Origin of the sequence: Pseudoalteromonas sp. JC28 (assembly GCF_013319255.1) — a bacterium.
In the GTDB taxonomy this organism is placed as follows: Bacteria; Pseudomonadota; Gammaproteobacteria; order Enterobacterales; family Alteromonadaceae; genus Pseudoalteromonas.
Map to the genome: position 1 here is coordinate 343,049 of NZ_QOKX01000001.1, position 19,004 is coordinate 362,052.

The window sequence follows — 19,004 nt, forward strand, 5'->3', positions numbered from 1 at the left end:
TTATGAAAGTTTCATCTTTTATCAAAAAGTCGGCACTTGCAGCATGTTTGGCAATCGGTGTTCAAAGTTACGCTGTTGCTGATGACTTACATATTATTGTTGATGTCAGTCAGTCGAATCCGATGTTATCAAATGCAGCATTCGTCAAACGAGCTGCGCAATATTCAGCGGAGCAAATGTCATCTCTAAAATTGGGAGACAGCATTTTGGTTCAAACATTTGGCGAGCTACAAAGTGCAAAAAACCTAGAGCGTTATGAATACACACTTACCAGACAAAAGCGTAAGCGCATTGAAAAAGCAGTCCTCCATTACATTATGACACTACCAGAAAGGAGCGAGCCGCAACCTAGCACCAACTTGCTGGCATGGTTTAACCGTAATGCTCTGGATTGTCAGAAAGCTCCAAAAACAATACTGATTTTATCAGACGGTATTGAGGCATCTGAATACGTTAACCCTAATAAATTGATGGCGGGCAAACAGTCGCTTCCAGCGCCTAGCGAATTTGTAGATGTTAAAGGATGCAATGTTGTGATGTTTGGCTTAGGTGCGGGTAGGCAAGATAGAGAAACCACACAGTTACGCAAAGCGTGGGCTCAGTATTTCAATAAAGCTGGTGCTCGCTTTACCGCTATTCCTTTGTAGTTGAAGACCATGTGACGGTCACGAAAGCCAGTCTGGAGGCGCTCCGCTCCAGACTGGCAAAACCTGAGCTGAAACCACAGCTCACACCAGGGGGCGTACTAGAGCAACAGGTACATACAGAGTATTACAAAGCACAAGCCAACCAACTGCGTGAGGGTGAAAAATTAATGAGCGAAATGAGTAAAAAGTTACGAAATGATCTTGAAAAGGTGCGTAATGAAGGCCTGCTTCGGGCTCAATTCAATGCTTTAAGCCATACAAGTGAATGCAACTTGAAGCTGTAATTAACTTATTTTTAAAGGTGCATCCTCTATCAGGATGCCCGCCGTCAAGGGTTTGATATTTAACACTTAATTTACGATTTTGACCGCCAAATGTAAGAGTAAAACGCAACCAAAGATTAGGAGAAAAAATGATCTTAGATGAATTTAATGAACTGGACATCAACACATCGTCCGTCGGCAAGCCAACTCATATTGTCTTTCAAAAGATAGCGATAGAAGAAGGGCAAATTGATTACTTAGCTATGGGCTATGCGCAACAAGATGGGCTTCCTCATCACCGAACAGAAGGTGAGCTTGCGGGGATTGAGTTCGTCATTGTGCCAATGGCAAGTGCAGCCAACTATGGATACCGCCCTAGAGAGAGCTGGCTGGAGGAGCCAGAACCAACATTTCATTAAATATTGCAAAGCCAACTTATGTGTAAATTTAACTTCAATTAATCAGGAGACACAATGACTGATAGAGCACAAAACCAGCACGATAAAGAGCAGCATACACAAAAGAAAGGACGAGAACCTGATTTTGATGTGTTGCAGATAATTGGCAATGGCGAGCATGCGAGGCCAATGAAAATTGGGGCTCTTTGGAACAGTAGTCAATCAGAAAACATGGTTGGTGACACGGTTCATGGCAAACTCATAGTTAAGCCACGTCCATCCAAAGAAGATCTTGAGGCACTGCGCAAAAATGCCACTGACAGCCTTAGCGTAAAACAAACCAACACGCTGAGTCACTAACTATCAATTGCTGGGCTGATGGCTTCAGCCCAGCTTTTTCAATACTCGTATTCACCTAAAAGAGGATGGAACATGACAGTAAGCTCCCCTTACTCAATCCGTTTTACGGCAAAGCAGCGTGCTTACATCAAAGCTGAGGCAGCTGCGATGAAAGTCAGTGAGGCTAAGTGGATAAAGCACCGACTATTCACTGATACCTCTTTGAGTACCGCGCAGCAAAAAGCATTAATGCCGCAAAGCCACAATCAAGACATTGCAAAAATACTGCATTTACTCGGTCGTTCAAGAATTCCAAACAACTTAAACCAGATTGCCAAAGCAATCAACACAGGAAACTTAATCCTGAGCCCAGACACCAACGCACAAATTCATGAAGCCTATGATGCGGTGATGTGGATGCGCCGCTCACTTATTACTGCGCAAGGGTTGAAGCCACAATGATCTTAAAAGCATCGCAACGCTCTGGTGCTAAGCAGCTCGCCTTGCACCTTATGAATACAGAAGACAATGAGCATGTCACGGTGCATGACTTGCGTGGTGTTATCAGTGATGACGTTGTTGGTGCATTTAAAGAGATGCAAGCGGTTGCCAAGGCAACGCGCTGCCAAAAATTTCTATTCTCTTTGTCGCTTAACCCACCAGACAATCAGCAAGTCAGCATCAAAGAATTTGAAGAGGCAATAGAGCGGATTGAGCAAGAACTGAATTTAAACCAGCAACCACGCGCAATTATTTTCCATGAAAAGCAAGGACGCAGGCACGCGCATTGTGTGTATTCAAGGATTGATGGTGAGAATATGAAAGCCATCAAGCTCCCTTTTTATAAGCAGCGGCTTAATGGCATCGCGAAAGAGCTATACCTTGATTATGGCTGGGATCTGCCCAAGGGTTTTGTCTCTAAAAAGTTAACCAATCCCTTAAATTTTACCTTGGCAGAGTGGCAACAAAGCAAGCGTACAGGGGTCGATCCACGAGAAATAAAACAAGCGCTACAACAATGCTGGAAAATATCAGACAGCAAGCCAGCACTTCGCCACGCGCTGTCTGAAAACGGTTTTTTTCTCGCAAAAGGAGATCGTAGGGGATTTGTGGCGATGGATTGGCGCGGTGAAATCTATTCTTTGTCTCGCAGTTTGAATATTAAAGCTAAAGAGGTGAAAGCTCGCCTTGGAGAGCCGAGTGATTTACCAACAGTAGAAGAAACAGAAATCATGATTGCAGATCAGTATGAACAGCTCCACAAGCGCTTTTCTAAAACATTGCGTGCTAAGCACGATTTTGCAATCAAGCCACTGACAGATCAAAAACAAGTTTTGCGAGCCGAGCAACGCAGCATGCGTGAGCAAATGACGTTGGCGCAAACAACAAGAGCGCAGCAAGAGCAAGCTGAGCGGCAAAGCAAAATCCGTAAAGGATTACTTGGGCTTTGGGATTACCTAACAGGCAAATCCAAAAAGCAGCATAAGGAAAATGAACAATTAGCGCAGCAAGCCATTGCGCGAGATGAGCGCGAAAAAGAAAAGCTCATCCAGTTTCAGCTTGAACAGCGTAAGCGCCTTCAAAACCAGCTGCAAGTATTACGGGAAGCGCAACAACAGGAGCAAGCGCAATTGAGCGAAGATATGAAGCAAGACTTAACCCCAGAGCTGAGGCAGAAAATTCGATTTTCGAAGTCAGATGACAAACCAACACTTAACATCTAGCAGGAGGACAATATGACACCAACCGAGTTCAACACCTTATTATCCCTAACAGAAGGCATGGATATGCCGCTAGATGACAGAAAAGCCATGGTTAAATTCACTTGGCTTGCCATGGAGGCCATTGTTGATAAAGAGTGGAATATTAACCCTGTGCGCTGTAAACGCGGGGAATTGGAATTAAATCATTTACAGAATACACAGATGGAATTAGATTCAAAGTTACCCCCATCAACAACGCAAACATTGCATTAACCAACTCATCAAAGGAGGAATTGCATGTCACATACGCAAAGTGCAGTCACCTATTGTCGCGTTTCCAGTGCGCGGCAGCTAAAAGAGGGACACGGATTGTCCTCGCAAGAGACGAGGTGCCGAGAATACGCGAAATTTAAGAGCTACCATGTAGAAGAAGTCTTCTATGACGAAGGTGTTTCAGGAGGCTTAGTTGAGCGCCCTGGAATGCAAGATTTGCTGCAATATTTAGAAAGCCGCAAACCTGAGCAGACGATTGTCATTATTGATGATATCAGCCGCTTAGCAAGAGGGCTGGAAGCGCATTTGCAGTTAAGAACGACCATTCAACAAGCTGGCGGTAAACTGGAATCCCCAAGCATTGAGTTCGGCACAGACTCAGACTCGTTACTGGTAGAAAACCTCCTAGCCTCTGTGTCTCAGCACCAAAGGGAAAAGAATAAAGAGCAAGTCATCAACAGAATGAGCGCGCGTGTTTTAAATGGCTACTGGTGCTATTGCCCCGTGCCAGGCCTTAAATACGACAAGCTACCAGAGCACGGAAAAATCCTTGTGAGAGATGAGCCTGTTGCTTCTATTATTAAAGAAGGACTTGAAGGCTTTGCGTCCAATCGGTTTGAAACTCAAACTGACGTAAAGCGCTTTTTTGAATCCTTTGCAGCATTCCCTAAAACCCCAAAAGGCAAGGTTCCGTACCAGCGTGTTGCGGATATTCTAAAAAAGCCATTATATGCAGGCTATATAAGCGTACCAAAATGGAATATCCATATGCATCCCGCAAAACATGAAGCGCTGATTAGCTTTGAGACGCATCAGGCCATTCTGGATAAAATTGAAGGGGGAGCACGCAAGCCGCAGCAATCTTTTATTAGTGATGAATTTACTTTGCGGGGGCATGTCGCATGTGGATGCTGCGGTACAGCAATGACCGCAGCAATGGCAAAAGGGCGCAACAAGAAATACCCATATTATTGGTGTCCGAAAAAAGCGTGTAAGAAATACGGTAAAACCATCAAACGTGATGTAATTGATCAGGAATTTAGAAACCTACTGGGAGCACTGCGCATGCCAAAAGAAATGTTCCATGTTGCTCAAAAAGCACTGAAGATGCTGTGGGATAAGCGCCATAACAATAGTGTTGGTAATTTAAAATCTATCGAAGAAGAGAGCAGTGCAATTCAGGCCAAGCTCGATAAGCTGGTTGACCGTTTACTTGAAACCGATAGCCCAACTCTTATCAATACCTATGAAAAGACTATCCAAGAGCTAGAACGCCAGAAAATTTTACTAAGCGAAAAGCGTAAAAATATAGGCAAATCGAAACCAAGCTTTGAACACGCTTTTAGAACCGCTATGATCTGGTTATCGAACCCGCGTCAGCTCTGGGATACAGGGTGTTTGGCAGATCGCAACGCATTGCTCAAAATTTTGTTCACGGGTATGTTGAAGTACGATAAGGAAGAAGGATTTTTGAACCACCCAATTGCCCAGCCTATAAGGCTTTGCGGGCAATTTTTGGGTGGTTCCAAAAATCACTATGAAGTGGTGGAGCTGGGGGGATTTGAATGACTGTCAACATGGGGTGTAAGTTAATGAATATTATTGATTTTATTAGATTCCAATCAAGCCCGTGACAAACTGGTGACAGAGTTTTGTGTATACAACAAAAAACCGCATCAAGTGCGGCTTTTTTGTTTTAGCTTCAAATCATGCTCTTTAATGTAACTACCATAATGCCTGAATAGCATTTCAGGACCATCGTGACCCATCTGATCGGCTATCCACCATAAGTTACGCCCGTCACTAATCAGCATTGTTGCGAACGTATGTCGAGCTTGATACGGATGCCGATAACGAACATTACTTTTATTAAGAACGGGTATCCAAATGTTTTTACGAATTTGGGCTGCACCCGTTAATTGCTTTTTTTGTCTAGGCTCAATGAAAACAAACTTATTATCACCTGTATACTGTTGTTGAGCGAGTAGCGATTCCAAGGCAGGTCGTTGCAATTCAATAATTCGATTCCCCGATTTTGTTTTTGTTCCTTTAGTAACTGATTTTTTATTCGTAGAGTCCCAAATCACCGCCTCACAAACCTTTAGCTCTTCATTAACAAGGTCAACGTCAATCCACTGTAAAGCAGCTGCTTCTGATGGTCTCATGCCAGTGTAAAACATGACGGTCAACAGGTTACGTTCTAATTCATTTCGGCAGGCGTTTAAAATTGCCGCTATTTCTTTTGGGCGGAAAGGATCCACATCATCGTGTTCACCGCGAGCCGACACTTTTTCAACTTTATTCATGTATTGGTGTGGTTTGACAGATGTACATGGGTTTAGTGGTAACACACCATCTACCACAGCCTCGTTAAGCGCTGAATTCAGCACGCTCAGACGATTACGCATAGTTTTTAAAGTCACATTCGAGTCTTTTATGTATCGCTTTATATCAGACGGGGTGAGGTCTACCACTTTAATGTGATGAATAGATTTAAAAGCATTTTTGGCTTTTTCATATCCCTCTATCGTTGATACGCTAAGACCGCGCTTTTTACTATTGCTAATGTATTCCATTAAATAATCATTAACTGTTGCGGTTGATTTAGCTGCAAATTTCTTGGCTTTAGGAGAGTTTGGGAAGTAGTTAGCATAATCAAACTTCCCGAGTAGAATCATGCGTTCAATTTCCTTTTTAAGCCCAAAGGCAAAATCCCAATCACCCTTTAATTCAGGGTTTAGCCCGGGGAGCGCTTCACGGCAGCGCTCACCTTGGTAATTGAACGTAATGTTAAGGCGTTCACCGGATTTTAATTTGCGTGTAAATACGCCGATGTACTTATTTGTCCCGCTGCCCACTTGTTTACCTCTTCAATGTTAATCCAACGACCTTTTGAACCACGCGGAACGTTATAGTGTGTTCCTTTTACCCAGTGTTTTCGCCTGATCCTTTCGTCTAATGTGCTTTTTTCCTCTCCGTATACCCTTAAGTACATTTCCTGCGGTATCCATGAACCGATACAAGCCATTTGATTTAACATATCTGTTCTCACTATTTAACATTGTTAGACTCTGTTATCATTGACAAGCAAGTTGTCTATAAAACCACTTTTCAAGTGTTTTTATAGGTTGTTACACGTTAAGTGGTTTGTCAAGGTTGTTTTACTTGAAAAGTTGTTGTCTTGTAAGTTAAAGTAAGTGGAGATTAATTGTGAATATAAATTTTGTTGTGATCCCTAATGAGCTTCTTAAAAAGGTTTTTGGCGGTACGGGCGGGAATGGCGTTGAGCCACCAAAGACTGAAGCTGTCGATATGAATTACTCAGGTGGAGTGACGCAAACTAACGAAGGTTAAACTTGATGGCAGATTTGCTTTTTAAAATTGGTGATTTTGTAGTGTTCATTAATTTTGTTGCACTAATTTTATTTGTTAAAAGCGGTTCAAAGGATGAAAGTATACTTTGGTCGCTAGTAGTGCTCTGCATTTTTAATGGAATGATGCATGGTTGGGGTTACTTTCTTAAAAGTAAGTTTGACATATATGATAGAGAGCTTATGAGGCATCTGTGGTATTTGTCTTTCTCTGTGTTTTATCTAACTGCGACATCATTTTTATGTACAATTCATGTGTTTAGAGAGGTTCGAGCCAGTAAGTTTGCTGTGCTAGTATCTGCTAGTTTTGTCGTGATAACTATGGTAACTGTACTTAGGTATGTGAGTTACGTTTTGTTAAATGTAGACAGTGAGGTGTTAAGGAAACTTTATCAGTACAGCATACCTTATGTTAATATTTGTGTAGCATTTAGTGCTGTTTTTGTTACAATTAAGTACAGAGTTTTTAAACGGAGTTTGTAATGTTGATGGTGTTTCTGTTTGTGCTTTCGTTCCTATGCTTATGTGGGAGTTTGCTATTTTGTCATAGACTTTTAAAGTATAGGCCTGAGCCAAAAGAGGAAACGCAAGAAGGGAAAACTCTTGGAGTAGCAGAATGTAGTCTTTTGAGCGACTGTGTTGATATTCTGGTAGAATCTAAAAAAATTGATTCTAAGTTAGCTCGGGGTGAGGATACTGTTGCTCTTAACATCATTCACTCATCCAAAAGAGACAATTTAATTAGCAGAGTTCAACGATTAAAAAGGGCTAGTTGATTATTTTTGCTTATCTGAGAGAGAGCTTATAATCAAGTTTTTTATGATATCAGGGGTTGTTTCATATCGAGCAAGCCCTGTTTTCGAAAGCTTTGGGATCCAATAGCTTAGCAGTGTATTTATCTCGTCAATTGAATAACGTTCGTCATTAGTGTCGTAGTAATCTATTCTAATGCCTAATTTCTTGGAAAGTGCTTCTAGCTGATCTACGTTGATTGGCTGCCTACCCGAAAAGTAATGCCCGACAGCTCCCCTTGTTGTAACGCCAAACACATCTAGTAGGTCACATTGTTTAAGGCCTAAATCTTTCATGCGCTTTTTAGCAGTTGCCACCCAGTAGCTATTCATTCGGTATAACCTACGCTTTTAAACTTTCTAGCTCTATGAATTTTTTGGCTATTCTTTCGTAATCTCCACTCAGTTCGACAGCAATACTAGCGCCCAAAAAGCTAGCGATAATATCTTGGTGTTTCACTATGTCTAGCTTTCCAATGTTTTGTGCTTGAAACTGTTTTTGTAGTGCAACGATTGTTCGTTCTAATGCTACAGGTATTACTTCTTCGATCTCGTCACAAGTAAAAGAGTCTGATGCACTTTCCTTGACCACTGACAACGATGAGTTGCCTTTCTCACCGTTGTAGATATAACCAACATCGACTCCCAACGCTGCTGAGATTTCATAAATTCGCTTTGGTGGAGTGTCTTTTTTTTCTAGAGAAGCAAAGGCTTGCTGGCTCATACCAACAAGCTCAGCTAATTGTAGTTGGGTCAAACCTTTGGACTTTCTTAATCTCGCGATTCTTTGTCCAATGCTTTCTGTCATGGTCAATTCCTGATGAAAATACTGTTATGTCACTAGCTTACAAGTAAAGGGATATAGCGGCAAACATAAAAACAAGTAAAATTTAACTTGAAAAGTTGTGTTTAACTTGTTTTGATTGTATTGTTCAAAAAAAAGGAGAGCAATTATGTCTGCACTAAAGCAAGCTATTAATAATATAGGTGGTCAGAAGCAACTGGCAGAGGCTGTTGGCGGTAAGGTTACTCAACAAAAAGTCTCTTATTGGTTGAAAAAAGGAAAGGTGCCTGCCGAGTTGGTTCTTAAAGTTGAAAAGGTCACTGGTGTAAGTCGCACTGAGCTACGTCCAGATATTTTTCTAATAAAGGACTAGATCATGAGCCATTCAATCGTAGAAATCGACGAGTTAATCACCGAGCCATCACATTGGGATATTCAGCGAATGAAAATCCGCCAATTGCGCGCTCAAATCAAATCACACAAAGCGCAGCACGAAGCCGAGCAAAAGCGCATCGAGCAAGAAACCCGCGCCCAACGCAACGGCGAACGCAGCAACCAATTATTGAAATCAGCGCTAGCCATGGCAGCACGCAACTGCATGAGCGCAAGCAAAAGGGTGGTCCTATGAAATCACTTTTAAAATTAATGAGCGAGAGAATCGAACACTACTGGAAGCTTATTGATGAATACCAAAAGCTAACCCTAGATGAAAAGGAAAAAGCCAAGACAGAAGCGCGGGAGAATAAGGAGGCTCTTAAATTAATTCTTTGTGATATTGCCACTCTTAACGAATGGGGAGCTATTGAAACCAGCGAGGCGCTGCAAGAGATGCTTGATGATTTGCTGGAGTGTGAGAATTGCCAAAACAGCGATTTTGCTGGCAGCGAAACAGTTGGTTTGGTATCGCAGCCGAATCGCGAAGTTGTAGAACATTGGCTATGTCGTAACTGCATTAAATACTTTGAAGAAAACGGCGCTCCTGGTTCGGTTATTCGTAAAGGGAGAGATAAATAATGTGTACGCCTATGACAAACAATTCACCTATTAAAAGAAGTAGCACGCCTGAAAAACATGACTGCCCTTTTTCAACGCTTGAAAAACAGCAGGTACTAAAAGCTATTGAGTACCGCTTGCCGTCACCATCCGTAAATGAAAATGACAAAAAGCACTTAAGAGGTATTGCTAAGAAGTTGCGAATCATCATTGAGGATGAATTAGAAAGAGCAGAGTCTAAATCGTGATTGAATCGCGTTCACTTCCCATTTGCTGGGAGCTTGTCGGCAATAGCGAAAAGATGCAGCCCATTACCATTACTAGGGCTGCTCCGCATTGTTGGGGTAAGTTCGGTTTTGATAAGGTTGCAGAGCAAGTTAAAGAAAAGCTTGCGCTAATACCTACTAACCGCTTACGCCGCATTGCTGCACATGGGTATGCGAAACGCTTTAACTCAGAGACAGCGAAAAACCCTGAGCGCTCAGCAAATATTTACCTGCGAAAAACCATTGAGCGAGTCACTGAAATTGTTGACCGTTCGCCACTTACTATCCGCGAATTAAACAGCAAAAAAGCCCGTAAAGATAAAGCCAAACAGATCACCACGATTTGCCAGCAAATGGGTATTGTTGAGTTTGATGAAAGTACGACTCTTGAAGATGCAGAGCAACTGGTTTTTGCCAGTTATATTGCAATGCATGATTTCACGATGTCGCAAGGGGTGACGCCCCCATATCAAGCCACTTTTAACGCCGCCAAGTCCAAGAGAGTAAACGGTACTTGGGAGCGTTGCGATACCAATTTGCTAGCAGACCGATTAGAGCGCGGAATACGCCGCATGCAATGTGATAAATGGTGGTTGCGCAAACTAAACCGTTTACGCGACACCACGCTTGAGCATTTAAATATCACTATGGGTCTGGTTAAAAAAGGGGTCTCCCCGTATGCCAGCAAAGATGCAGTTCAAGAGTTCCGCCACAGCAAAAAGTCACAACGTGAATGGGTTGAGTCCATGCAGCTTGAAAGCAAGGACGGCGAAACCATCGACCTGAAACACGTTTTTGACCATTCCATTTCTAACCCTGAAATCAGGCGTATTGAAATGATAGTTCGCATTCGTGGCTATAAAGAATGGGCAGAGGAAAAAGGCATGGCGTGCATGTTCTACACCGTTACTGCGCCGTCTAAGTACCACGCCTGTAGCGGCAAATATAACAACGCATCGCCACGCGAAACCCAAGAGTATTTGGTAAAACAATGGTCGAAAGTCCGCGCTGAGTTATCCAAGGCTAAAATTGGGGTGTTTGGTTTGCGTATTGTTGAGCCTCACGCAGATGCAACCCCGCGATAGTTCGCATTCGTGGCTATAAAGAATGGGCAGAGGAAAAAGGCATGGCGTGCATGTTCTACACCGTTACTGCGCCGTCTAAGTACCACGCCTGTAGCGGCAAATATAACAACGCATCGCCACGCGAAACCCAAGAGTATTTGGTAAAACAATGGTCGAAAGTCCGCGCTGAGTTATCCAAGGCTAAAATTGGGGTGTTTGGTTTGCGTATTGTTGAGCCTCACGCAGATGCAACCCCGCACTGGCAYATGGTGTTGTTTATGAAGCCAAATGACGAAGTCACAGTCACAAACACCCTGCGCCGCTATGCCTTGCAACACGATGGCGACGAAGAGGGCGCTGCAGAAAATCGTTTTGATGCCACACCGGAAGACAAAAGCAAAGGCGACGCGGTGTCGTACATCATCAAATACATTTCCAAGAACATAAACGGCGCGCACATGGGCGATATGTTTGATGACGAAACGGGGCTACCTATTGAGTCTGAAAACGGCATTGTGATGAATGTAGCGGCATGGGCTAGCCGTTGGCGYATTCGTCAATTTCAATTTATCGGCGGTGCGCCTGTTGGTATATGGCGCGAGTTTCGCCGTGTGCCTAAAGAGTCAGTCGAAAAACTGTCTGAAATCGCAAAAGAGATATTCGAAGCGGCCGACAATAGCCGCTTTGCTGAGTTTATTGAATTGCTCGGCGGCGCATTGGGTGAGCAATCAAGGCCAGTAGAGCTAGCCAAGGAAGAAAACGGTGCTAACGCATACGGAGAGCCAAAACAGCGCACCATAGGTATCGCATCGCGCGGGTTTACCTATGTCACTCGGGTTACGCAATGGCTTTTAAAGAGGAGCGACAGCGACTCTCCTTGGAGCACTGGAAATAACTGTAATACCCCAGCCAATGATTGGCAGATTGGGCATGGGGAAAAGGTAAACCCCATTCATTTAATACCACCCGAACATCGAAAAGCGGTGATGCGGGGGGCAACGTACCAAGAAGATGATGAAATCAACCAAACCGTAACTCATTACTGGGTTCGCGGCGGGAATCTAATGCAGGAGTCAATGAGTTATGCGTGATGGGTACAAACTGGCTGGGGGCGTGATATGCCTGTTATTCATGTTCCATGGAGCGTTAAAAGAATATGTATTTGAGGGGATGCTGGACGAATGTATCAATGGTGGTTTAGAGCAATCGGGCATCAAAATCACATGCACAGTCGAGCGCGTGAAGTGGGTGAAAAAATATGAGCATTGGGAATCTGAGGAGAATTAAGTGAAATTAACAGAAAACCAAACAAACTGTGCGAGTGCGCTGGAAGATGCGTGGAGGCTAATGAGGTGGACATGTACGGAAGCGCCATTTGCTGGCTCTGTTATAGGGATGTTCGAAAGCAGTAAGAATGTAAGTGTAGTGCAATTGTGGCATCGACCTGAAGGGTTGCTCTTGGTTATAGATGGATTTGAGCAACCGCTGTGGGAAATTGATGAATCAAATATTAGTGAGGTGTGTAAACGGATAGCGGCTCTATTTATAAGTCAGGAGTGTCACTAATGTTGCAGCAAAAAATCGTAAAAATCGCTGGGAAAATTAATGAGGCGAAAAAGCTACCAGCCATTCAGGTAGGTAAAAAAATTAGACTGGCAGAGGCCGCGCTTGATGACACGGTGTCGCTAATGTCAGAAATGGCGAGCCGAATAGAAATGTTAGAGGGGATGCAAGATGGCGAAATCGACTAACGAGGAACTAGGCGTAATTGAGTGTGACGGCTGCGGCACGTTCGCCAGCATCAAGCGACGAAAAAACGGCAGAAAACTTTTTTACTTGCACTGTTCCAATTGCGGAATGGACCAAAGAAGCGGGGACTATGTTCAAGCGAAATGGGCGAAAGCGGTAAATAAACAATCCCAGCAACCGCAAGCTTTGCAGAGCGAAAATAGCGAAATGCAAACGCAGGTGGTTTTACACAATCCCGCACCTGATGAATGGGTGCCACAAACAGAACAAATTAGCGAACTAGGAGCGAAAGAGCATGCAGAATCAAGCGAACGAGTTACCAGCGGAACTACAGAAGACAGCGATAGCGACGGCGATGGAGGATTTAACTTTTGGGGGTGGCTCGCAATCGGCGCAATCGGAGTTGCAGCAATCGCCACAGGTGGACGAATACAGCCATCTAGATAAATTCACGGCTGTTCAGGATGAGCAAGTGGGGGAAGTTGCTGAATCGGAAGAAATGACCGACGGCGACATTAGTGCGCTGGCTGGGTATGGCGTTTCTTCGCTGGCCGACTTTATCGAATCAACCATTGAAGCCCCTGTGACCATTGATAACGACACTCGAGAGGTGATTGCAGAAAAAGCCGCGCCTGTGGTGCGTAAATACTGCAAGGGCGGGATGCCCTCTTGGATGGTGAAATGGAAAGAAGAAATCGAACTCGGCCTTGTTCTTGGCACTGCTGCGATTTCGGTATTTAAGCAAATTAAGGCATACGAAAAAGAGAACACCAAGAGCGAATTAAATAGCGAAAATACGGAGGTTGTTAGTGGCCATTAACTCTAACAATGCTTTAAAAGCAAAGCATGTATGTTATTTGGCAGGAACTGGCGGCGGTAAAACTACCGCCGTTAAGTTGCTGAATATGGTGGGTGATCAGTGCGCGATTTTCGATTTGTACGGCGATTATAAATACGACGGCCGCAAGCTCGGCCACTTTAATGGTTTGGGTGGCCGTGCGGTGTATCACTACGCAAACCGCTGGAAATTTGCTCGTGCGTTTGTGGAAGCATGGCGTTCGAGCAAGAAATTTGTTGTCGCCTATAGTCCAGAGTTTCCGAAATCCCTCAAAGGCGAGCAACTGAAAAAAGCCAAACAGGCCGAGCTCTACTGGTTTGGTCAATTAATGTGGGAAGCCGCAGACGGCAACCGAGAGTTGCACGTAGTGATTGAGGAGCTTGCCAAGCTCAGCGACACCGCTGGCAAGGATGACTCTATCATCGGTGAACTGGCAACGGGTGGGCGAAAATTCGGTGTGGTTTTGCACACTGTATTTCAGCGTTCGCAGGAAGTGCCCAAAACCATCTGGAACAATTCGCCACGTAAAGTGATCGGGGCGCAGGAAGCGCAAGCGGATGCAAAGCGGGTTTCCGTAGAATTGGATGCTGACCTACAAGACATTTACCTGATCAGCAAATTGAATGCCCTCTATGAGGATGAGCGGCTTTATTATTTGGTAAAAAGTAAGGGGGGAATAGGGAATACTGAGCCAAAAGTAATCCATTTAAAAACGGGTAAAGCCGAAAATCTGACATTTGACCAGCTCCGAGCTGCTTAAAAAACACCCAAAAAGAGCGAAAATTTCGCTCTTTTCGCTATAGGGGGAGCGAAAACCGTTGTACAGCGGAGCGAAACGCCTGATTTATTACTTAGCGATTTTAAAACCAAACAAGGTAATCATCGCATGTTAAATAAATCTACTCTGACTGCCGTTGGCGTCACGTTGGGTGTGCTGGCCGTTCTTAATAACGTTCGTGCGCTTCGTTCAATCAAACGCACAATCGTAGGTTAAGGGGGGCGCAATGTTAGAAGTTTCTCCACTAAATAACCTAACTGGTGTTGCTGCTGGCGGCAGTGTTTCGTTAACGCTGCCAGTTGGCCGCACATACGAAAAAATCCATTTTGAATATTCAGGCGTAACACCTGCACAAATCAAAAATCTAAAAGTTGAGCTGCAAGGCCGCACACTTACCGAGTACGGTACGTTGCAAGACTTACTGGATGAGAACGCATATTTTAAACGTGAGCAGGTTGACGGTATTGCAACGCTGTACTTTGTGCGTCCTGAGATTGAGGGTGTATTAAATCCATCGTTGGTTGAGCAACGCTTTTTTGCGTTGGGTACAACTGGCCTGTCTATCGCACAAATCAAATTTGATATCGCAACGGATGCAACTGCACCGGTGATTAAAGCATTCGCGGAAAAATCTTCTGGTTCTGCTCCTGGTTGGTTATTCAAACGCCGTTCGTTCCGCTACAACTTTGCGGTCGGTATCAACGAAATTGAAAACCTACCACGTCCATTGGGTGCAAAAATCGCGCTAATTGAAATTAAAAAAGCGGGCGTTACGTCTGCCGAATTTCTGGTGAACAACGTGAAATGGCGTGATCACATTCCTGCACCACTACACACGCACCACCTAAAGCAGCGCGGCCGTTCACCACGAACCAATACACACGCAATTGACCTGTTTTTGGCAGGGGATGTGTTTAGTGCGCTAGCGCTGGATAACACCATCAATGACATGCGTTTACGTGTTGAGGCATCTGAAGCGGGTAGCGCTGAAGTGGTCGTGCATTACTTCGACGACTACGCAAAATCAACATTCTAAGGGGGGTTGACCAATGCAACCAGAGGGAGCGCCAACAATGGCGGCAACTACAACGGGTGGCGGTTGGTGGGATGGCGCGAACTCATTTTTGGGTAACGCGCTGAAAATTTGGGGCGATGTCGAAAAGGTTAAGGCCATCAAGTCATCAAACGGCATCACCCAAAACGAACACATGAACACCGCAGAGCTAGACAATGGTGCGGCGGTGCTTGTGGACGCACCAAAAACCCAAACCGCGCAACCTACTGAACCAATGGTGTTTGGTTTACCACAATCAACCGTACTGTACGGATTTGGTGGGTTGTTGGCTGTGGCACTAATTATGAAGGCAATGAAATGAAAGGTAATCCGAAGAACTTAAAGTATTTTGCGTATGGCGTGGCTATCTCGGTCGCGGGTGCAATTTTGGCTGACTATGTACGTGATTGGATGCGCAAACCTGCGGGGCAGTCGTAATGTTTGGCGCAATGCTAGGTGCAACGGGTGCGATGCCCAGTATGACTAATGGGGCGGGGAGTCCCATTAGTTCAGGCGCAACATCTGGCACAGGCGACCAAATGCAGCGAATTGGTTTTCAGGGTGGAAATATCAATTTCGGTGGCGGCACTAACAACCAATTGTTGATTATTGGTGCTGTGGCGATTGCCGCCTTATTTCTGTTGAAAAAATAGGGGGGCGGTATGCGCGTGGCACACATTAGCGAAATTCATCAAATTAAATCAGCGGCAGCGGCAGACTATGAAACCGTAAAAAATGAAGTGGCGCATGGTTCGGCGGTACTGGTTGAGTTTGATGGATGCTATTGCGTGTTGCGTGTAGACCGTGACGGGTTGTGTGTGGTGTGCGCGGCAGGTAAAAACCTGCTGTCGATTGCACCAAAAGTGGTGTCGTTAGCTCGCCGCATTTCAGCCCCCTCCATTGTTTACCACACAAAACGCAAGGCGTTAAAACGTTTATTGTCGGCCTATCAATTTGTGTACGAGTCGACGGACGAAGACGGCTATGCAATTTATAGGATGACGCTAAATGGGTAGTAAATCCAGAAGTACATCACGCCAAGTTACCAACAACACCAGTACGAGTATTGGTGTTCAGGGTGACAATAATGGTTTTATCACAAATGGTAGCGGCAACACGTACAACATGACTGACGGCGGACTGGTTAGCGCAATTGAGTCACTAGGTGCGGGGTTAGTTGATGCAAATATCGCGGGTTTTGATGCTGCAGGCAATATGACCCGAGACGGGTTTGATTTTGCAGGGAATGTAAATCGCGACTCACTAGATTTCGCGGGCGATGCACTGTCAATGACCCGAAACATTGCGGGTGACAGTATCAACGCACAAAACTCACTAACGCGAGATGCGCTCGCCGAAAATGGCGATTTAGCGCGTGAGATGTTGGGGTTGTCTGCTGGTATCAATAGCGATGTTATTGGTTTTGCTGGTGACACGCTAAACACAACGATTGGTGCGATAGGGGATGCAAACGCACGAATTACTGACGTTGCCAGTTACGCAATGGATAACTCGGCGCAACTCGCTGGCCTATCAATTGATGCCGCTGACAATGCAAATGCACGCATGACAGACGTTGCAGTGTATTCCATGGATAACGCATCAAACTTAGCAAAGGATTTGGGGGCGCAGGTAATTACAGCAACGCAGGACGCATACAAAGACGCCAGCGACCAAACTATTTTGGCGCATAAGCAAGCACTGCAGTTCGCAGACCACTCCACGCGCTCGGATGGTCAACAACTCGCAATCAGCACCAACAAAACCATGATGTACGTCATGTTGGGTTTGGGTGGCATGGGTATGGCTGTAGCAATGATGAGGGCTAATTGATGATTTTGAAAAACAAACTAGCCGCAGGTGAGTTGTGGGATGTTAATGTGCCGGGCACCTCGTTTGCTGTAGTAAGGGCGCTAACAGGTGTCTTTGCACGTTTTTTTGATGAACACGGTAGTGTAAAACTGGAAACTGAGATTTATCAGGGTATGAACCTGAATAGCGTTAAGTTTGCGCGTGTTGCGATATATACAGAGTTTGCAATGGATATCGCAATATGGGTGTCGTGGCACGAGTATCATTTTACGCCCCAGCCCATGCGCTCAAATATGATGACATCACGCCAAATAACACTGATGCCGGGCGTCAATAAATTGCTTGATTATGACCCACCGCGCCTAAAAACCACAATTACATGTGACCGCGACATGTACATTGGTGGTTCTAATATGACTTCTGGCGCTGGCATTGTGCAAAACGGCAGGTTGTACGAGGCGGGGCGGGATATTGAGATAAATAGCTACGGTGAGCTTTACTATTGGGTCACTGACGAGACGACAACAAAATTCTACGAAAACCAGTTGATGGAACCTGCGCGATACGCATGGCCCAAAAGCCAAATGCCCACGCGCTCAGAAATGGAGGCGGGCGGTGTGCGCTACGTTGATATCGTAATACCGCCCGAACTGGATAATCAGTATTTTTACATTTATGCAAATGCAATCGTTGATGTGCAGCGCCAATACCCCAATGACCCCTACGATTGGGAGGGGGTGCACGAGACTAATCCAGCGCTATTTTGGACAGTCGGAGATGAGCAAAGCGAGCAGCTAGAATTTGGAGGTGGATGGCGTATTGGTTCAGGTGGTCGCAGTTGTGGTGAAATGCGCGCGAGAGTGCGAATGTCGGCAGGTACTCACAGGGTATTCATGGTTGAGAGCTTTGTCGACGGCGATGTGCGAGACCATTACCCACTTGAGTACTACGGCACATCGTTCACTTATTTTTTAGATTTGTACGCAGAAGTGCCTGTGTTGGTATCGGCTGGCATCGCGCAAGTGCTGGAGGAGCGTGTCTGATGAAATTAGACGTCACAAACAGCATCACCGCATTAATTGTTTTGGGAATAGGGGTATATATGACAACGCAACAAGCTGCGCGGGGTATCCGCAATAACAACCCGTTGAATATTGAAGCGGGTGAAAATTGGGTTGGGTTAGTGGGCAATGATGGTCGTTTTGCCATTTTTGAAACCGCTGAGCATGGTATTCGTGCCGCCGCTCGCATTCTGCGAACCTATGCGCATAAATACGATATTCGAAATGTCAGCGACATTATTAGCCGATGGGCTCCACCCAATGAGAATGACACGGCAGGATATATCGCGTTCGTGTCGAGCAGAGCCAATGTGGACAGTAATAAAACACTGGATGATAGCGAATACCCACGGGTGATTGAGGCTATGATTCAAATGGAAAATGGTGAGCAGCCGTATTCCATGGATGAAATTCAGCGCGGTTTTCAGTGGGGATTCTATGGGTAACTTCATTAGCAAAAACCTGAGTCTATTGCTCACTATTGGGGGCGTTTACTACATTTACCAATACATAAATAGCGGCTCAAAATCATTTACCGAACCGCTCGGGAATCTGCTGGCCAAACTGCAATTTCAGGCGAACGGCTCGCATGATATTGAACGAGCATGGGCGGGCTTTTTCCTCGATAAATCAAAACTGGATTTTAGTTACAAGGTCAAAGATGAGCTGTGGCTGGAAGCGGTTATCAAGCTGAACCCTAAAAATCAGGCATTGGTGGACACCATTTTTGATGCTGAAATGAGGCTGCGGCCTGAGTATCAGGTGTTGTTAGACGGTGAGGTCTCACCACAAACCGTAGCAACTGTGCAAGCGAGGTAAG

Annotated in this window: 31 protein-coding genes; 28 read left to right on the forward strand and 3 right to left on the reverse strand. The window is 44.9% G+C overall.

The window, feature by feature from the left end; all coding sequences use genetic code 11:
- The first annotated feature begins 2 nt into the window (after positions 1–2).
- From DS891_RS01430 to DS891_RS01465, 8 genes are all read left to right on the forward strand, one after another.
- The gene (locus tag DS891_RS01430) at positions 3–647 is read left to right on the forward strand and encodes a hypothetical protein (RefSeq protein ID WP_174168615.1); all 645 of its coding nucleotides are present in this window, start codon (positions 3–5) and stop codon (positions 645–647) included.
- Between the two features lie 11 nt (positions 648–658).
- Positions 659–931 carry a hypothetical protein gene (locus DS891_RS01435; protein ID WP_174168617.1) on the forward strand — a complete coding sequence of 91 codons (273 nt, stop codon included), beginning with the start codon at positions 659–661 and terminating at the stop codon, positions 929–931.
- Positions 932–1,059: 128 nt separating this feature from the next.
- Positions 1,060–1,329 (forward strand): hypothetical protein, encoded by a 270-nt coding sequence (locus tag DS891_RS01440; protein ID WP_174168618.1) that lies wholly within the window; start codon positions 1,060–1,062, stop codon positions 1,327–1,329.
- A 54-nt stretch (positions 1,330–1,383) separates the two neighbouring features.
- The gene (locus DS891_RS01445; protein ID WP_174168620.1) at positions 1,384–1,668 is read left to right on the forward strand and encodes a hypothetical protein; all 285 of its coding nucleotides are present in this window, start codon (positions 1,384–1,386) and stop codon (positions 1,666–1,668) included.
- 72 nt (positions 1,669–1,740) lie between these two features.
- Positions 1,741–2,109 carry a plasmid mobilization relaxosome protein MobC gene (mobC, locus tag DS891_RS01450; protein ID WP_174168621.1) on the forward strand — a complete coding sequence of 123 codons (369 nt, stop codon included), beginning with the start codon at positions 1,741–1,743 and terminating at the stop codon, positions 2,107–2,109.
- Positions 2,106–3,371 carry a relaxase gene (locus DS891_RS01455; RefSeq protein WP_174168623.1) on the forward strand — a complete coding sequence of 422 codons (1,266 nt, stop codon included), beginning with the start codon at positions 2,106–2,108 and terminating at the stop codon, positions 3,369–3,371. Before mobC ends, DS891_RS01455 begins: the two co-directional genes overlap by 4 nt.
- Before the next feature lie 12 nt (positions 3,372–3,383).
- Positions 3,384–3,623: a hypothetical protein gene (locus DS891_RS01460; RefSeq protein ID WP_174168625.1), complete on the forward strand. Its 240-nt coding sequence runs from the start codon at positions 3,384–3,386 to the stop codon at positions 3,621–3,623.
- Between the two features lie 24 nt (positions 3,624–3,647).
- Complete coding sequence (locus tag DS891_RS01465; RefSeq protein WP_174168626.1) at positions 3,648–5,192, forward strand: recombinase family protein; 1,545 nt, start codon at positions 3,648–3,650, stop codon at positions 5,190–5,192.
- Between the two features lie 107 nt (positions 5,193–5,299).
- On the opposite strand, the gene DS891_RS24760 is transcribed toward DS891_RS01465, so the two are convergent.
- On the reverse strand, positions 5,300–6,481 hold the full coding sequence (locus DS891_RS24760) for a tyrosine-type recombinase/integrase (protein ID WP_174168629.1): 1,182 nt from the start codon (positions 6,479–6,481) through the stop codon (positions 5,300–5,302).
- A gap of 352 nt (positions 6,482–6,833) precedes the next feature.
- On the opposite strand from DS891_RS24760, the gene DS891_RS01475 reads away from it, so the two are divergent.
- Positions 6,834–6,977, forward strand: a complete 144-nt coding sequence (locus DS891_RS01475; protein WP_174168631.1) for a hypothetical protein — start codon at positions 6,834–6,836, stop codon at positions 6,975–6,977.
- A 793-nt stretch (positions 6,978–7,770) separates the two neighbouring features.
- Here DS891_RS01475 and DS891_RS01480 read toward each other — a convergent pair.
- The gene (locus DS891_RS01480; RefSeq protein WP_174168633.1) at positions 7,771–8,118 is read right to left on the reverse strand and encodes a helix-turn-helix transcriptional regulator; all 348 of its coding nucleotides are present in this window, start codon (positions 8,116–8,118) and stop codon (positions 7,771–7,773) included.
- Positions 8,119–8,128: 10 nt separating this feature from the next.
- On the reverse strand, positions 8,129–8,593 hold the full coding sequence (locus tag DS891_RS01485; protein WP_174168635.1) for a helix-turn-helix transcriptional regulator: 465 nt from the start codon (positions 8,591–8,593) through the stop codon (positions 8,129–8,131).
- A 145-nt stretch (positions 8,594–8,738) separates the two neighbouring features.
- Between DS891_RS01485 and DS891_RS01490 the strand changes: the two genes are divergently transcribed.
- From DS891_RS01490 to DS891_RS01580, 19 genes are all read left to right on the forward strand, one after another.
- Positions 8,739–8,942 carry a YdaS family helix-turn-helix protein gene (locus DS891_RS01490; RefSeq protein ID WP_174168636.1) on the forward strand — a complete coding sequence of 68 codons (204 nt, stop codon included), beginning with the start codon at positions 8,739–8,741 and terminating at the stop codon, positions 8,940–8,942.
- A gap of 3 nt (positions 8,943–8,945) precedes the next feature.
- Positions 8,946–9,197 (forward strand): hypothetical protein, encoded by a 252-nt coding sequence (locus DS891_RS01495; protein WP_174168640.1) that lies wholly within the window; start codon positions 8,946–8,948, stop codon positions 9,195–9,197.
- Positions 9,194–9,583 carry a hypothetical protein gene (locus DS891_RS01500; RefSeq protein ID WP_174168641.1) on the forward strand — a complete coding sequence of 130 codons (390 nt, stop codon included), beginning with the start codon at positions 9,194–9,196 and terminating at the stop codon, positions 9,581–9,583. Before DS891_RS01495 ends, DS891_RS01500 begins: the two co-directional genes overlap by 4 nt.
- An 11-nt stretch (positions 9,584–9,594) precedes the next feature.
- Complete coding sequence (locus tag DS891_RS01505; protein WP_174168642.1) at positions 9,595–9,810, forward strand: hypothetical protein; 216 nt, start codon at positions 9,595–9,597, stop codon at positions 9,808–9,810.
- Positions 9,807–10,913 carry a replication endonuclease gene (locus tag DS891_RS01510; protein ID WP_217448568.1) on the forward strand — a complete coding sequence of 369 codons (1,107 nt, stop codon included), beginning with the start codon at positions 9,807–9,809 and terminating at the stop codon, positions 10,911–10,913. Before DS891_RS01505 ends, DS891_RS01510 begins: the two co-directional genes overlap by 4 nt.
- A 41-nt stretch (positions 10,914–10,954) precedes the next feature.
- On the forward strand, positions 10,955–11,983 hold the full coding sequence (locus DS891_RS01515) for a replication endonuclease (protein ID WP_254605644.1): 1,029 nt from the start codon (positions 10,955–10,957) through the stop codon (positions 11,981–11,983).
- Positions 11,976–12,179 carry a hypothetical protein gene (locus DS891_RS01520; protein ID WP_174168643.1) on the forward strand — a complete coding sequence of 68 codons (204 nt, stop codon included), beginning with the start codon at positions 11,976–11,978 and terminating at the stop codon, positions 12,177–12,179. Before DS891_RS01515 ends, DS891_RS01520 begins: the two co-directional genes overlap by 8 nt.
- On the forward strand, positions 12,180–12,458 hold the full coding sequence (locus DS891_RS01525) for a hypothetical protein (RefSeq protein WP_174168644.1): 279 nt from the start codon (positions 12,180–12,182) through the stop codon (positions 12,456–12,458).
- A complete protein-coding gene (locus tag DS891_RS01530) occupies positions 12,458–12,643 on the forward strand; it encodes a hypothetical protein (protein WP_174168646.1) in 186 nt (61 codons plus the stop codon). Before DS891_RS01525 ends, DS891_RS01530 begins: the two co-directional genes overlap by 1 nt.
- Positions 12,644–12,936: 293 nt before the next feature.
- Entirely contained in the window at positions 12,937–13,461 is a 525-nt protein-coding gene (locus DS891_RS01535) for a hypothetical protein (protein WP_174168647.1), read from the forward strand.
- Positions 13,451–14,239: a hypothetical protein gene (locus tag DS891_RS01540; protein WP_368032153.1), complete on the forward strand. Its 789-nt coding sequence runs from the start codon at positions 13,451–13,453 to the stop codon at positions 14,237–14,239. Before DS891_RS01535 ends, DS891_RS01540 begins: the two co-directional genes overlap by 11 nt.
- 244 nt (positions 14,240–14,483) lie before the next feature.
- A complete protein-coding gene (locus tag DS891_RS01545) occupies positions 14,484–15,293 on the forward strand; it encodes a major capsid protein P2 (RefSeq protein ID WP_174168648.1) in 810 nt (269 codons plus the stop codon).
- 13 nt (positions 15,294–15,306) lie between these two features.
- On the forward strand, positions 15,307–15,633 hold the full coding sequence (locus DS891_RS01550) for a hypothetical protein (RefSeq protein ID WP_138580192.1): 327 nt from the start codon (positions 15,307–15,309) through the stop codon (positions 15,631–15,633).
- 115 nt (positions 15,634–15,748) lie between these two features.
- Entirely contained in the window at positions 15,749–15,964 is a 216-nt protein-coding gene (locus DS891_RS01555; protein WP_174168650.1) for a hypothetical protein, read from the forward strand.
- A gap of 9 nt (positions 15,965–15,973) precedes the next feature.
- Positions 15,974–16,327, forward strand: coding sequence for a hypothetical protein (locus DS891_RS01560; protein WP_174168651.1), 354 nt, complete (start codon positions 15,974–15,976; stop codon positions 16,325–16,327).
- Positions 16,320–17,144, forward strand: a complete 825-nt coding sequence (locus tag DS891_RS01565) for a hypothetical protein (protein ID WP_174168653.1) — start codon at positions 16,320–16,322, stop codon at positions 17,142–17,144. Before DS891_RS01560 ends, DS891_RS01565 begins: the two co-directional genes overlap by 8 nt.
- Positions 17,144–18,166: a hypothetical protein gene (locus tag DS891_RS01570; protein ID WP_174168654.1), complete on the forward strand. Its 1,023-nt coding sequence runs from the start codon at positions 17,144–17,146 to the stop codon at positions 18,164–18,166. The genes DS891_RS01565 and DS891_RS01570 overlap by 1 nt, the downstream gene beginning before the upstream one ends.
- 59 nt (positions 18,167–18,225) lie before the next feature.
- Positions 18,226–18,630, forward strand: coding sequence for a virion protein (locus tag DS891_RS01575; RefSeq protein WP_254605645.1), 405 nt, complete (start codon positions 18,226–18,228; stop codon positions 18,628–18,630).
- Positions 18,623–19,003, forward strand: a complete 381-nt coding sequence (locus DS891_RS01580; RefSeq protein ID WP_174168657.1) for a hypothetical protein — start codon at positions 18,623–18,625, stop codon at positions 19,001–19,003. Before DS891_RS01575 ends, DS891_RS01580 begins: the two co-directional genes overlap by 8 nt.
- The last annotated feature ends 1 nt before the right edge of the window (position 19,004 follow it).